Annotated in this window: 14 protein-coding genes; 7 read left to right on the forward strand and 7 right to left on the reverse strand. The window is 31.3% G+C overall.

The annotated features are described in order from the left end of the window. Positions 1 to 31 precede the first annotated feature (31 nt). From lepB to H0I30_RS03470, 4 genes are all read left to right on the forward strand, one after another. A complete protein-coding gene (lepB, locus tag H0I30_RS03455) occupies positions 32 to 1,621 on the forward strand; it encodes a signal peptidase I (RefSeq protein ID WP_218772922.1) in 1,590 nt (529 codons plus the stop codon). Then, the gene (locus H0I30_RS03460) at positions 1,621 to 2,238 is read left to right on the forward strand and encodes a WbqC family protein (RefSeq protein WP_218772923.1); all 618 of its coding nucleotides are present in this window, start codon (positions 1,621 to 1,623) and stop codon (positions 2,236 to 2,238) included. The genes lepB and H0I30_RS03460 overlap by 1 nt, the downstream gene beginning before the upstream one ends. Positions 2,239 to 2,359: 121 nt before the next feature. Next, on the forward strand, positions 2,360 to 2,932 hold the full coding sequence (locus H0I30_RS03465) for a Crp/Fnr family transcriptional regulator (RefSeq protein WP_218772924.1): 573 nt from the start codon (positions 2,360 to 2,362) through the stop codon (positions 2,930 to 2,932). Positions 2,933 to 3,157: 225 nt separating this feature from the next. After that, a complete protein-coding gene (locus H0I30_RS03470; RefSeq protein ID WP_218772925.1) occupies positions 3,158 to 3,733 on the forward strand; it encodes a Crp/Fnr family transcriptional regulator in 576 nt (191 codons plus the stop codon). A 53-nt stretch (positions 3,734 to 3,786) separates the two neighbouring features. Here H0I30_RS03470 and H0I30_RS03475 read toward each other — a convergent pair whose 3' ends face one another. Genes H0I30_RS03475 through H0I30_RS03505 form a run of 7 tightly spaced genes read right to left on the reverse strand, consistent with a single transcriptional unit; the run spans position 3,787 to position 12,099 of the window. Further along, entirely contained in the window at positions 3,787 to 5,289 is a 1,503-nt protein-coding gene (locus H0I30_RS03475; protein ID WP_218772926.1) for a lipopolysaccharide biosynthesis protein, read from the reverse strand. Between the two features lies 1 nt (position 5,290). After that, positions 5,291 to 6,376: a non-hydrolyzing UDP-N-acetylglucosamine 2-epimerase gene (gene wecB, locus H0I30_RS03480; RefSeq protein WP_218772927.1), complete on the reverse strand. Its 1,086-nt coding sequence runs from the start codon at positions 6,374 to 6,376 to the stop codon at positions 5,291 to 5,293. Beyond that, positions 6,373 to 7,653, reverse strand: coding sequence for a glycosyltransferase family 4 protein (locus tag H0I30_RS03485; protein WP_218772928.1), 1,281 nt, complete (start codon positions 7,651 to 7,653; stop codon positions 6,373 to 6,375). Before H0I30_RS03485 ends, wecB begins: the two co-directional genes overlap by 4 nt. Before the next feature lies 1 nt (position 7,654). Further along, positions 7,655 to 8,839, reverse strand: coding sequence for a glycosyltransferase family 4 protein (locus H0I30_RS03490; protein WP_218772929.1), 1,185 nt, complete (start codon positions 8,837 to 8,839; stop codon positions 7,655 to 7,657). Further along, positions 8,814 to 9,368, reverse strand: coding sequence for a methyltransferase (locus H0I30_RS03495; protein WP_218772930.1), 555 nt, complete (start codon positions 9,366 to 9,368; stop codon positions 8,814 to 8,816). Before H0I30_RS03495 ends, H0I30_RS03490 begins: the two co-directional genes overlap by 26 nt. Positions 9,369 to 9,400: 32 nt before the next feature. Next, positions 9,401 to 11,818, reverse strand: a complete 2,418-nt coding sequence (locus H0I30_RS03500) for a YfhO family protein (protein ID WP_218772931.1) — start codon at positions 11,816 to 11,818, stop codon at positions 9,401 to 9,403. Between the two features lie 2 nt (positions 11,819 to 11,820). Beyond that, entirely contained in the window at positions 11,821 to 12,099 is a 279-nt protein-coding gene (locus H0I30_RS03505) for a DUF4834 family protein (RefSeq protein ID WP_255554312.1), read from the reverse strand. Between the two features lie 137 nt (positions 12,100 to 12,236). Between H0I30_RS03505 and H0I30_RS03510 the strand changes: the two genes are divergently transcribed. From H0I30_RS03510 to H0I30_RS03520, 3 genes are read left to right on the forward strand one after another with little or no spacing between them, the layout of a single operon-like run. Further along, positions 12,237 to 13,619, forward strand: a complete 1,383-nt coding sequence (locus H0I30_RS03510; RefSeq protein ID WP_218772932.1) for a transporter — start codon at positions 12,237 to 12,239, stop codon at positions 13,617 to 13,619. An 18-nt stretch (positions 13,620 to 13,637) separates the two neighbouring features. Continuing rightward, positions 13,638 to 14,756 (forward strand): GTP cyclohydrolase, encoded by a 1,119-nt coding sequence (locus H0I30_RS03515; RefSeq protein WP_218772933.1) that lies wholly within the window; start codon positions 13,638 to 13,640, stop codon positions 14,754 to 14,756. Then, on the forward strand, positions 14,756 to 15,466 hold the full coding sequence (locus H0I30_RS03520) for a 16S rRNA (uracil(1498)-N(3))-methyltransferase (RefSeq protein WP_218772934.1): 711 nt from the start codon (positions 14,756 to 14,758) through the stop codon (positions 15,464 to 15,466). Before H0I30_RS03515 ends, H0I30_RS03520 begins: the two co-directional genes overlap by 1 nt. Positions 15,467 to 15,472: the final 6 nt, after the last annotated feature.

Below are 15,472 nucleotides of genomic sequence, written 5' to 3' on the forward strand. Positions count from 1 at the left end.
ATTCCTTTTAGGAACACAAAATATACATATTATGACATTTACCGAATGGTTTTTATGCTTCTTAATAATTCAGGTTATCCATTTTTTAGGAACTTGGAAATTATACGTTAAAGCAGGAAGAAAAGCTTGGGAAGCTGCAATACCTGTTTACAATGCTGTGGTTTTAATGCAAATTATAAATCGCCCAAAATGGTGGGTACTATTATTATTTATTCCCATCGTAAACCTATTAATGTTTCCTATTATTTGGGTAGAAACGTGTAGAAGTTTTGGTTTTAATGAAAAAAAAGACACTCTTTTATCTATTTTCACTTTAGGTTTTTATATTTTTTATATCAACTACGCTACCGAAACACCTTATATAGCGAATAGAAGTTTACAACCACGCTCTGCTTTAGGTGAATGGGTTAGTTCTATTGCTTTTGCTATTATAGCAGCTACTTTAGTGCACACCTACGTTATGCAACCCTATACAATTCCTACTTCATCTTTAGAAAAAACCTTATTAGTAGGTGATTATTTATTTGTGAGTAAGTTCCATTATGGTGCCCGCATACCTAGCACAACTATAGCTGCACCTATGGCACACGATACATTGCCTATTTTAGGAAGTAAATCTTTTATTTCTGATGATAAAAACAAAGAAGGAATTTTAAACAAATTGTCTCTACCCTACATGCGTTTGCCAGGTTTTCAGAACATCAAACGCAACGATATAGTTGTTTTTAGCTGGCCGGCAGATACATTAGCTCTAATGTGGGGAGATAGATCAGGAAAAGCAACTTACAAGCCTATTGATAAAAGAACCAATTACGTAAAAAGAGCCACTGGTATTGCTGGTGACACCTTAGAGGTTCGTGATGGCTATGTATTTATAAACGGAAAGAAAACGGTATTACCAGACAGAGCAAAACCACAATGGTACTTTAAAATTGATACAGACGGAAAAGAATTATCACAAACTGTTATAAGAGAATACAACAAGAACAGAGAAGGTAAAATGTCTAACGATGGCGTTTACTATTTAAACCTTACTGATGATGAAGCTGCCTCTTTAAAGAAAAACCCACTGGTAAAAAGTATCGAGAAAAATTTAAGTCCGAAAGGCACATACGATCCTACTGTTTTTCCTCACAATCCAAAATACGCTTGGTCTTCAGACAATTTCGGACCGCTTTATATTCCTAAAAAGGGAGCTACAGTTGCTTTAAATGAAAGTACGATTCCGTTTTACCAGCAAATCATCCGAAGATATGAAAATAACGATTTAACTATTTTTGGTAACGACATATACATCAACGGTAAAAAAGCTAAAAACTATACGTTTAAGCAAGATTATTACTGGATGATGGGTGACAACCGTCAGCGTTCTTTAGATGCTAGAAACTGGGGATATGTACCGTTTGACCATGTGGTTGGAAGACCTGTTATGATTTGGTTAAGTTGGGACCCAAGTATTTCAATCTTAGATTTTGGAGCAAAAGTAAAATCTATTCGTTGGGACAGAATGTTTACCACTGTTGGCGGTAGCGGAAAACCTACTTCTTATTTATGGCTCGTACTTGTTTTAATTGCAGGTTATAGCTTTTATAGTTACAGAAAAGGTAAAAAGAAAGCATAATGTCACTTTTTATTCCCACATATTTTGCGCCTATTTCACAATACGCAGCAATCAGTACATCTGATTCGGTTGTTTTTGAGCTTGATGATAATTATCAAAAACAAACCTACCGAAACAGGTGCTATATTTTTGGTGCTAACGGCAAGCTAAGCTTAAACGTTCCAGTAAAACACCTGCTTAAAACAAGCCGAAAAAAAACAAAAGACACTTTAGTCGAAAACGATTCACCATGGCAACAGCAGCATTTAAAATCGCTGCAATCGGCTTATCGTTCTTCACCTTTCTTTGAGTTTTATGAAGATGATATTGTTAAAATATTTACTAGAGATTACAAATACCTGCACGATGTGAATATAGATACCCATTTGTTTATTGCGGATGCTTTGCAAATAGACTCTTCTTTTGCTACATCCGAAAACTACGAGGTAAGTCCTACTATTACAGATTATAGAGCTTTAGCAGTTGCTAAAAAAGGGATTGAAGTAAAGATGGAGTCTTACATTCAGATGTTTGATGATAAACATGGTTTTATTCCCAACTTATCTATATTAGACTTACTTTTTATGGAAGGCCCTAATGCTATTAGCCTTTTAGAAAAAACGAGTATAGAATACTAAGTCGATATTGCTTTATAACCTAACTTTATTACTTGTACCTCATAAAGAAATTAAAAATAAATTTCTTTTGCTTTGATAAAAAATGTAGCTTTGGATAGAACCCAAATACAGTACTTTTATCATGGAATTTTTAAGAAATTTTGTTTACAGCGTCCATAATGTTTCTGAAAGCTCTTTTTTAGAGTTTTATAACATAATTGAAAACAAAACACTCTTAAAAAACCATAAGATAGTAAAACTTGGTCAGGTGCCTGTTAATTTTTATATTCTAAAAAAAGGCATCATGAGGTCTTACATAGTCGATGAAAAAGGCAAGGAACATACAAAGACAATTTTTACACCTATTGTAACTTCGGGGAATTTAGGTGCATTGATACAGAAAAAGCCTTCAGGTTTAATTTACGAATGTCTTACAGATTGTGAAGTTATAGAGTGCCATTATGAATCTTTTTATGATTTATCAAAAAAACATCATGATGTAGCTATATTTCATTATAAGGTTTTAGAAAGTGTTTATCTAAGAGAAGAAGCTAAAGTATTAGAATTATCGATGCTAAGTGCTACAGAACGCTATGAAAAGTTAAGAAAAAGCCACCCTGGCATTGACAACTTAATTAACCAATATCATATTGCTTCTTTTTTAAATATTACACCAGTACAGTTAAGTAGAATAAGAAAAAACCATCATTTATAACATTATAAACATATGTTAATGCACACAAAGAGAAAACATTATACATTTGTAATGTAATTAACAAGTTACATTAATAAAAGTTCCCCCCAATATGAACTTTAAAAAATAATCAAACTTACTCCCCCTTGTGTAAGTTTGATTTTATGCGTTTATTTTTTTTTGTCGTTATTTTTCCTTAAATTTAAGTATCTCTATTTGAGATACAACTTGTTAATTACGCTTTTTATGAATAACGATATTGAAAAAACTCTTTCTCAGTACATCGACCTACCTAAAAATGTTATTTCAGATTTTTCGGAAGGACTTACGTATTGTGAGCTCGAACCTTTTGAATACTTTGCTAAAACAAACGAACACACTACTAGTTTTTTCATCTTAAAATCTGGCTTAATTAGATCTTTTTTAGAAACTGAAGACGGAAAACAGGTAACAAAGTTCTTTTTTACACCTCCTAATTTTACAGGAAGCTTAGCCTCTTTAATAAAAAACATTCCTTATGATTTAAACTACCAAGCTTTAACTAAAGTTACTGGTTATAAAGGTTGTTTTCTGAAATTAAAAGAACTTACCTTAAAAAATCATGATTTTAGCCTGTTTTATATAAAGGCAATGGAAAAGTCTTATTTAAAAGCTGAGAACGTAATTATAGATATCTCTACGCATTCTGCTACTGAAAGATATTTAATTTTAAAGGAAAGAATACCTACCATCGATAATTTAATCGCACAACGCTATATTGCCTCTTATCTTAATGTATCGCCTGTACAGTTAAGTCGAATTAAAAAAAGTTTACTTAAATAACGTCCACATCGCTGTTATCTCTTCTTAAAAAATATTATTTACAGAAAACCTAATTATTTAATAAACCGATTAGCTAAATTATTCATTTGCTCTGAGACTGCTAGTTTAATTACCACAAACACATAGACTACTACTATTAAAATACTTTTTAAGATAATATTTATTATCGGATCAATCGGTGTGTTTTTAATAGAGAATTGAGGTATCGAGAAATTCCAATAATAAAATCCGAAAAACAATACGGCTATTATTAATAGCATTTTAAGAGTTTTCTTTGTGTACGGAAACATTTTTAATTTGCGATTAACAAACCAAAGCTTAAACGTATTAAAAAATAATACAGTTAACAATGTAGCTAAAGCCAAACCTTCGGTACCCATACCTATATCGTTATAAAAGAAAATATTTAAATAATACACCATAAATGCCATTCCTACTCCTACAGGCATGGTAATTTTATAAAATTTTGAGTTTTGAATTATCGCTCCGTTATTACCTAAAGACATTAAAAATAATTTAGCCGTAGATATTAGTAAAACCACCAATCCGCCACCTGCATAATTTTTATTTGGCATTATTTTAAACAATTCATCTACATTGCAGTTTACCAATATAAAGAACAGCCCACCAACTAATAATAAATTTATAGAGCTTTTTTCATACAAACTCTTTGTTTCTTTATCATTGTTTTCATTAATAGATTTAGAAGTAAGCGGTTGTAATATTTGCCCCATTGCCCTACTCGGTGCTTCAATAAAAGTACCAATAAATAATGCAACACCATAATAAGCAGCTGTTGCCAAGCCGTCTTTACCAGGAATCATTACTTTGTCTATATCCAATACAAACGCACCTGCACTACCCGCTAAAACAATATAAAAAGTATACCTAAGAACCTCTTTAAAATTAAACGGTAACGATAGTGTTAACTTAGGTGTATATAGTTTAAGTGCATACAACATCATAAATATAGTTCTCGCCACGTAGGCAACTGTCATATAATACAAAAACTCTTGCTTGGTAATCAGCTCAAAACTTACTGCAAATAGCAATATCATAATCGCAGCTCTATTGTAAAGTTCTTTTAAAACATTACCAAAAACCGACTGCATTTGCACTTTTGCCCAAGAATAAAAAACTTCAAAATAAGCACAAGCTACTGCAATAATATAAATATAAACAGTATAATTCTCAATAATTAAGTTCCCTTCAACATTACTTTTTGCAACATATCCCATAATTAAATCATGAAAAAAGTCCCAACAAAAACCTACAGGTAAAGCTATTAAAAGGGGTAAAAATAAAACCGAGCTTAAAAAACTATCTTTTTCTTTTTTAGTTTTGTAGGCTACAAAGAATTTGATAATTGTAAACTGAATACCTAAAGCAATTACAGGCATTAATAAATTTGAAGCAGCAAATACATACATTGCTAAACCATAATATTCATCTTTTAAAAAACGAGCATATAGATATATGGTGTTAATACCTCCTATTAGAAAACCTAAGTAAATTATAATGGTGTTTTTTAGCGACTGTCTTAATACGATTCCCAATTTATTCTTGAATTAATGCTACTATAGCTTTATATATTTTCTCCCCTACATTCTTACCATATAACGCTTCTTTAAATGTTTTTTCTGAATTTAAAAACTCGTTGAAAGCATTGGTTATTTTCTTCGGATGTGTTCCTGTAATTGTAGCATACTTATATGTTACCAGTTCTGTCCATTCGGTTTCCTCTCTCGCTATAATGCAGTGCTTTTTATTAAAAAACGCTTCTTTTTGAAGTCCTCCACTATCGGTAACCACCAAACTACATTTTTTTAACAATTCTAACATATCAAAATAACCAACAGGATCTATAAAAGTAATATTAGGCTGTAAATTATACTCAGCTAACATTTTTTTAGTGCGAGGGTGTAATGGCAATACTACTTTTTTTGTTGTGTTTATTGTTTCTAAAGCAGAAAAAACTTCAGTTAATTTCTCTTTAAAATCGGTATTTTCCTGACGGTGAATTGTCGCCAAAACAAATTCATTTTCTAATAGACCTAAATCGCTTATAATAGTCGATTTCTCTTCAGAAAACTGTCCGTAAAATTCAACAGCATCTTTCATAATGTCCCCATGCTGTTCTATCTTAATATCTAAATTATTAAAACCTTCTTTTTGCAAATTATCAATCGCAACTTGTGTTGGACAACTTAATAAATCAGCAATCCTATCTGTTACGATACGATTCACTTCTTCAGGCATTTGCATATTAAAAGAACGTAAACCAGCCTCAATATGCACCACTTTTACATGTAATTTCTTAGCAGCTAAAGCTCCTGCAAGTGTAGAATTAGTATCACCATACACCACAACTACATCCGGTTTTTCTGCTATTAAAATTTTCTCAATTTTTTCTAGCATCTGCCCTGTCATGGCACCGTGACTTAAACCGTTAATATTTAAATTATACTTTGGCTTTGGTATTTTCATTTCATCAAAAAAAACTGCACTCATATTGGCATCAAAATGCTGACCAGTATGTACAATTATCTCTTCAACCTCATTATGTTTATGTATCACTCGGCTTAACACAGCTCCTTTTACAAACTGAGGACGAGCGCCTAATATGGTAACTATTTTCTTCAAGAATTTACTACTTGTTTAAGTATTACTGACAATTGTTTGGTTAGTTCTTTGCGATGGTATTGCTCGATATTTACAGATGAAACTTCTAACGAGTTTTGTTGGTATTTTTTATACAAATCACTAACTGTCTTTTTTAATTGCTCTTTCTCATTAAAATCAACTATACTACCTGCGTTTGTTTTTGCTAAAATTTCCGCTAAATCACCATCTTCCGGACCAATTGCTAAGATAGGACGTTTTGCTTGTAAATATTCAAAAATCTTTCCTGTTATAATTCCTTTAGCGCTTGGCACTTTATTTACCGCTAATAATAAAACCTGTGAAGCTCGCTGATACTGTTGTACTTCTTTATGAGGCACATAATTTATGCGTGTTACATTTTTAAAGTCGTATTTTTTTAAATCCGCTACAACATCATCAGATAACTTTCCAATCAGTTTTATTTCTAAATCGTTTTTAAAGTCGGTATTTTCTTCGGATAATTCGGCCAATGCTTTCCATAACGTTTTCGGATTTCTATCTGCATTCATCAACCCGATATGTGTAATGGAAAATTTCGAATCTAAAACAGTTTGATTATTGGTGTTTTCATCAACATCATATCCATTTGTTACCACGTGTATGTTATCTGAAAATACCTCATAATTAGCCTTCATTGTTTTACCAACCACCAAACTTGCATCGGCATTTTTAAGGACTTCTTTTTCTAGTTGATGGTGTTTTTTTATCGCTTTTTTAGTTAATGGCAATTGATGAAAATAATCAATATCCGTCCAAGGATCCCGAAAATCTGAGATCCACTTTGCATTTGTTTTTTTCTTTAAATGCAATCCGATTAAATGCAAACTATGTGGCGGACCTGTGGTAATAATTGCATCAATCTTATTTTCTGTCAAGTATTTTTCGAGGTATTTTACCGATGGTTTTACCCAATATTTTCGTGCATCCGGAATAAAATAATTAGCTCGAACATATTGTAGTATTTTTCCGAAAAAAGTCGGATTCGGATTTAAAAAACCAGCACTTGTTTTGGTTTCTTTCTTTTTAAAGATTGATAAAAGATCATTTGGTTCCCAAATACCTTTTTTTATTACTTCAATATCTTTAGGAACGTCATTTGCTAAAGATTCGTCTATAATAGGATACTTAGCTTCATCAACCGTATATACTACAGGTTCTATATTAAAATCGCGTAAATATTTTACAAATTTTAACCAACGCTGCACACCAGAACCACCTGCCGGAATCCAATAATATGTAATAATTAGTACTTTCAAATTATAAATTATTGTATAAATCGATTAAACCTTCTGAAGTTTTATCCCAAGTAAATTCATTTTTAACAAAATTTTCTCCGTTTTTACCCAATTCTTCTCTTAAAGTAGGATTGTTATATAATGTTAAAACTTTATCCTCGAAATCTGCTACATTTTGTGCTTCATGCACCAAACCTCCGTTTATTTTTTCAATTAAGTTTTTCTGAGCAATGGCGTTACTTACCAATAATGGTTTTGCCAAACTCATATATTGAAATAACTTATTCGCATAGGCCACATCGTGCTGAATATTACGTCGTAAAGGTGAAATACAAATATCGCTTGCTTTTATATAAGACGGAAATAACGATACGTTTTGCCAACCTTCAAAATCAACAAAACCGGATACTTTCAACTTTTCAACTTCTGCTTTTAAAATATAATCGGTGGTATTCTTACCTACAATTACCAATTTAACAGTCGGTATTTGTTCTTTTAATTTTACAACAGCTTTTATTGCCGTTAGTAAACCTCTACGAACATGCGTATCTCCCAGATAAAGAATTACAAAATTTTCTTTATACTTTTTGATGATGACGGTATTCAGCTCAAAGGCATTGTAAAAAGATTTACGAATGGTATTTGGTACTAAAACCACTTTATTTTTAGCAATTTCAGTTCTCTCAACTACTTCATCAACAAACTCTTGAGAAACGGTAATTACTTTATCAGCCTTTTTAATAAATGCTTCTTCTTTTTGCTGCCATTTTTTTGGAGAAATGATATATTTCCCAGGGAACTTTTGCAAGTGCGGATAAAACTTCATCACCTCAGGCATATTATCATGCAAATCTAAAATGACAGGTAATTGCTGTTTTTTATTAGTTAAAAAAACTGAATCAGCGATTCGGATATCATGAATATGTATCGCTTCAATCTTATTTTTAAATAAAAAATCAGCAATCTTCTTTTTCATCAATAATGAATAAAAAGGAACGGTGTACGCTAAAGCGGATAATTTATACTCTAATTTGTTAGATTGATATCGCTTTACTTGAATTTGATTAATGGTTTCTTCACGTGCTTCCCCTCCATAAGTCAAACAAAACAAGAACACTTCATGTCCGTTTTTTATCAACCCAATTGCTTCATTCTCTACACGAGGATCTGGCGGAAAAACCTTATCCAATATCATTCCTATTCTCATCTACAACTACTTTCTTTCTTTCTGCGTAAACCGCATAATATCTCGGAATAAATTTCCTTAATATAGGTCTGAAACCTATTTTATTAACAGGGCTTGTCCATTTTTCTGACTCAACAATATTCCAGTCCGATTTGTCTAATAACCAATCAAATTGCCAATCTTCAAACTCGTGATAATGTCTATCCCAAACATCCGTTTTACTTCTGTAGGCATTTGCGAACCATAATTTCAACGGAACAGTGGTAATTAATTTTGTAGCTTTTATTTCCTTTAAAATATTTAAGGGCGCTAACATATGTTCGAAAATTTCAAACGATGTTACTGCATCTACTTCGTGCTCTTTTACAATATCAGTAATAAAATCTAAATCCTCTCCTTTGGTATTAATCACGGTATACCCATGATTTTCCATAATTTCTGTAAACCTATTTCTAGTTCCTAAATCTAAAATAGTTGCTGGTGCAGGTAACACCTTCTCTAAAAATTTTATCGTGTGGTTATATCTCTTTTGAGGATAATATGTTTTCATTAATTTTTATTTAAAAAAATTGAATTCTAAATTTATTTTTGCTTTTTCTTACGAATTACAAACCAGCCAATCGGAATTAGCAATAATAACGCATAACAACATAATGTAATTATATTTCCGGTTCGTATTACGGTTGGTTCGTATTTAAATACAATTTCGTGTTTTCCTTTTGGTATATTCATACCTCTAAGTACATAATTAACTTGATAATGTTCAGTTTTAATGCCATCTAAATAAGCTTTCCAACCATCTTTATAATAGATTTCTGAAAATACGGCAAACTGATTTTCTTGCGTAGCTGTTTTATAAACTAAGGTTGTTACATCATTTTTAATTAATGTAATTGTAGCTGTTGAATCTTTTTTGAATAGATTATTATAATCCATATATCCTTGTGGGCTTCTTTTTAATTCTCGTCCATTAATTACAGCTGTTGATTTCGTGTTTAAACTATCTAAAGCAAGTATCTCTTCATTTGCTGAATTTACTATTTTTAGAGAATTAACGAACCAAGCATTCCCGTTTGCATCGGTATTTTCTTGAAACTTATCTTCACCAACAATAACGTATTTTGCATTTAGCATATTTAGTACGTTGATGTTATTTTTTGCTATTTGATAATCAAACAACTCTTGATAACGTTTCATTTTAGCAGCATGATAACCACCAATCGAATTATGAAAATACGATGTTCTACCATCTTGCATTGGGTTTCCACTAAAATTAGCAACACGGTAATAACTTTTATCTTTTAAAATATCTTTATCAGCTTGGGTTGGTGTAAATGGTTTTAACACCTTTCTTGCTGATGTAAAATCTTCTTTATTTACGTATTTAATATCCACCGATACTAAATCGAAAAGAATTAAACTCCCTAAAACAATTAAAACCGAAACCTGCTTTAGTTTTCCTTTTAGATAAAACCACAACAAAGCTGCTGCTGCTAAAATCAATAAAAATGAGCGAACACTATCGTTAAATAGCATTGTTTTTCTATCAGAAATTAAGGCATCTATTAAAGTTGGTAATTCTTGATATTGGCCATCTCTTAATCCTTCAAAAGCAAATAAACTAGATCCGAATACCGCAAAACCTAAAGTAATTCCGCCTAAAACATAAAATGCCTTTTTTAGCGCTTCTTCTTTTTCTTCGGATGTAGGTTTTGATGAAAAGAAATCTCTTAAAGCAATCATTCCTAATAACGGCACACATAACTCAGCAATTACCTGAATAGATGAAACCGCTCTAAACTTATTATATAACGGCACATAATCAATAAAAAAGTTTGTGATTACTGAGAAATTCTTTCCCCAACTTAACATGATTGAAAAAATAGTAGCGGCTACTAACCAATTCCTTAAACGTCCTTTTACTAAGAAAACTCCTAAAAAGAATAAGAAAAATAAAATAGCACCAATATATGCGGGCGCTTCAACAATAGGTTGTGTTCCCCAATAGGTTAACACCTGACTTGAATAATCTTTGGCGACACTTTTACCTGCGTTTTGTTCTAAAACTTGATAAAAATTAGAATCTTCTCCTAATTTTTCAACCGTTCCTCCACCCATAAAACGAGGAATTATCAAATTAAAAGTTTCAGCAATTCCGTAACTATATTCGGTAATGTACGATTTATCTAATCCTGTAGATTTTTCTTTTGGTGATCCGTCAGAAGTAATTGTTAATTCCGATTTTCCTCGCGTACTAAAATCACCGTATTCTTTCATGGATAATAATCGGGTAGAATTTACGCCCAAACCGATAAACATTGCCACCAATAATACCGCTGCTTGTTTTGCGAATACTGGTAATGTTTTGGTTTTAAAAGCTTCTATAAATTCTACAATTGCCAATATCAACAAACAAAAACCTAAATAATAAGTCATTTGTGGGTGGTTTGTGTATACTTCTAAAGCCATTGCCAAAGCAGTAATTACAAAACCGACTAAATAACGTTTTCTAAAAATATATAAAACTCCGGCAATTACCATTGGCATATAACCAATCGCATGTGCTTTTGCATTGTGTCCTGCCCCGAAAATAATTATTAAATATGTTGAAAATCCGAAAGACAAACTCCCTAAAATGGCAAGTTTCCAATCTACTTTTAAAGCTGTTAATAACAAGAAAAATCCTAAGAAATATAAAAATAGATAATCTGCAGGACGTGGTAAAAAACGAATTGCTTTATCAATATAACGCACGAAATCATTCGGATAATACGCACTAACCTGATATGCAGGCATACCGCTAAAAGCATTTCCTAGCCAATAAGGTTCTTCGCCATTGGCAATTCTATAGTCTTTTACCTCTTTCGACATTCCTATAAATTGGGTAATGTCACTCTGTTTTATTTGTTTTCCGCTTAAAACCGGATTAAAATATAGCAGCGATATAATTGCAAAAACAACAATTGTTATCGCATACGGAATCATTTTTTTAAAATTCATGCTTAATCTATTTCTTCAAAATCAACATATTCTCCTACAGAATTATTGCTTTGTTTTGAATCTTGTGGTTTTTTATCTACAACAGTTTTTCCTTCATCAACAGTGCTTTCTTGTTGATTACTATATTGTTGCGCTGCTTTTTTCTGAACTTTATCTACCGCTTTTTTTAATAAATAAGGAGCAAATAACTTCACCAAAAATTTTAGCACGTAATAAACAAGTATAATTATTAATATAGTTCTTAAAAAATTCATAGGTCCAGCTTCATTTATATGTGTCATCTTAACTTTTAATAAAAAATTAATCAAAAATAACAATTTGAAGCAAAACGAAGCGTTAAGACTTTACAAAACTTATATTATATAGTAATTTGTATTTTATGTATGTTTGTACTAATTGTATTAATTGAATTTACAACATGATTAAGAAACTTCTTTTGTTTATTGCTTTTTTGTCAACCTTGGTTGTAAATGCCCAATACACAACGGTTATAAACTCTAACCGTCCGGGGTTTTCTGAAAGTCCGTACAGTGTAGGTTCTGGTGTATATCAGTTTGAAACCAATTTGTTTTTTAGAAAAATAAACGCAACACCTACTTTTAGCAATCCAGAAGCTTTTGGTTTGAATTTATTATTTAGAACTAGTTTTTTTTCTGAAAAATTAGAATTCAACTTAAACACGAGTATTCAAAGAGATAAAATAGCTTTTAAAAACCTATTCGAATCCTCTTACAACAAGGTAGGATTAGGAAACTTAACATTAGGTGCTAAATATTTAATATACGCACCAAAATACAACGACAAGAAAAAAGAAATTAGAAGTTGGAGAGCAAGACATTCTTTTGATTACAAAAGATGGATTCCGCATATCGGTATTTATGCTGGATTAAATTTTGGAAGTCTCTTAAATGAACCACATAAAGAAGGAGGTATTAGTCCGAAGGTTGGATTATTACTTCAAAATGAATTTTCTAGTAAATTAAATGTGGTAACAAATATTTACTATGATAATATAGGAACCGATTTTAGCGAACTGTCATATATTGTTACGGGTACTTATAATTTTAATGATTATTGGTCTGGATTTGCGGAATGGCAAGATATTTTTGAAACCTACGAACGTAAAAATAATATTGGTGTTGGTGCTGCCTATCTTTTTAGTGAAAACATGCAATTTAATGCAGCTGTTAGAAGTAACTTTAATCAAGATGAAATAGGTATTACAACAAATATTGGAGTTTCGTACAGATTAAACAGACACAAAGACAAATTCCTTGAAGTAGATGAGTTTGGTAATAAAATTGAGGAGCAAAAAACTACCAAATACACTCAAAATAAAGGTTTCTTCGGTCGCTTGTTCGATAACATAAAAGGATTGTTTAAAAAGAAAGACAAACAGACTATAACTATAAAAGAAGGCGAAAAAGAAGAGAAAATAACTATTGATAAACCAAGAAGAGAACGCTCTAAATCGTTAGTTGATGTTATTGTTAAAGATGATATTAAGCAGAAAAAAGAAACAACAAAAGCAGAAAAGAAAGCAGCTAAAAAAGCTAAAAAAGATGCTGAAAAAGCTGTTAAAAAGAAAGAAAAAGAACGCTTAAAGCTTGAGAAAGAAATAAAAAAACTAGAAGAGAAAGAAGCTAAAAACAAAGAAAAAGAGCGACTTAAACTCGAAAAAGATGCTATAAAAGAAGCCAAACGTAAAGAAGAAGAACGTTTAAAGCTTGAGAAGGAAATAAAAAAATTAGAAGAAGACATAAAGAAGGAAGAAGAAAAAGAGCAGAATAAGGACAATTAAAAATCTTACATTTGCTGTATGATTAAAATTAAAGAAATAACATCAAAAAAGGAAATGAAACAATTTGTTAAATTTCCTTTTTCTCTTTATAAGAATAATAAAAACTGGGTTCCTCCTATTATAAGTGATGAAATTGACAATTTCAACCCAAACAAAAATCCTGTTTTTGAAAACGCAAAAGCTAATTTTTTAATAGCTTTAAGAGATGATAAAATTGTAGGAAGAGTTGTTGCTATTATAAACACGTACGAAGTAGAAAAACAACACATTAAAAAAATACGATTCGGTTGGTTTGATGTTATTGATGATGTAAAAGTTACAGAAGCTTTACTCGATAAAGTTAAAGAAATAGGAAGAGCGCACAACCTCGAATATATGGAAGGGCCTGTTGGCTTTAACAACTTAGATAAAACCGGAGTACTTGTTGAAGGTTTTGATCATATTGGCACCATGATTACTTGGTACAACCACCCTTATTATTCGAAACATTTTGAGCAGCTAGGACTAAAGAAAGAAAAAGAATATTTAGAAAATAAATTTCTTTTTAAAAATGTAGATGGCGTAAAGTACGGAAAAGCAAGTAACATCATTCAGAGAAGGTACGGTTTAAAACCGTTAGATTTTACATCGACCAAGGCTATTATGCCTTATGTTGATGAAATGTTTGAATTGTTTAGCAAAGCCTACTCAAAATTATCCACTTATGTACCTATTTCTGATGCTCAAGTAACACACTTTAAAGAAAAATACATCAGTTTTATCAACCCTGAATACATAAAGTTTGTGGTAGATAAAGATCATAAACTCGTTGCTTTTGCTATTGTAATGCCTTCTTTCTCTGTAGCTTTACAAAAAGCAAACGGTAGCCTTTTTCCTTTCGGACTTTTTCATTTATTAAACGCTAGAAAAAACTCAAAAGACGTTACCTTTTATTTAATAGGTGTAGCGCCTGAATACCAAAACAAAGGTGTTTTTGCTATTATTTTTAAACAATATTGTGATACTTTTTCTAAAAAAGGAATCGTAAATTGTATTAGAACTCCGGAATTAGAAGACAATACCGCTATCCATCAAATATGGAAAGACTTTAATCCGACTACACACAAACGACGAAGAACTTATAAATTAAATTTATAATGCAGTTATTTTTTAATCCCAATATCACTCCAGACACTAAACAGATTAGGTTTGACAAAGAAGAGAGCAGGCATATTGTGCGTGTTTTAAGAAAAAAAGAAGGTGATATATTACACATTACAAACGGTAATGGTTTTTTGTTTTCAGTAGAAATAGCAATTGCAAGTGATAAAAAATGCCTTGCAACGGTAATAAAAAAAGAAGAAAAACCTAATAACAGGGATTATTATTTACACGTAGCTATTGCACCAACTAAGAACATTGACCGGTTAGAATGGTTTTTAGAAAAAGCTACCGAAATTGGTATTGATGAAATTACCCCAATTATTTGTGATAATTCGGAGAGAAAAGTAATTAAGATTGAGCGATTATCTAAAATTGTACAATCTGCCATGAAACAATCTTTACAATTTACCTTACCAAAACTTAACGACCCTGTAAAATTATCAACGTTTATCAAACAAGATTTTACAACACAATTATTCATAGCACATTGCGAAGAAAAAAAAGATGAGAACTTCTTAAAAGATGCTGCTACTAAAAATGCTGAATACACTATTTTAATTGGACCGGAAGGTGATTTTTCTACAAAAGAAATAGCGCAAGCTTTAACGGCTAAGTTCACTCCTATTTCACTAGGAAAAAACCGTCTTCGTACAGAAACTGCTGGTTTAAATGTGGTTCAGAACATTGCTTTTATAAATCAATAATTCTTT

This window comes from Tenacibaculum sp. AHE14PA, from assembly GCF_019278465.1.
Lineage (GTDB): Bacteria > Bacteroidota > Bacteroidia > Flavobacteriales > Flavobacteriaceae > Polaribacter > Polaribacter bernardetii.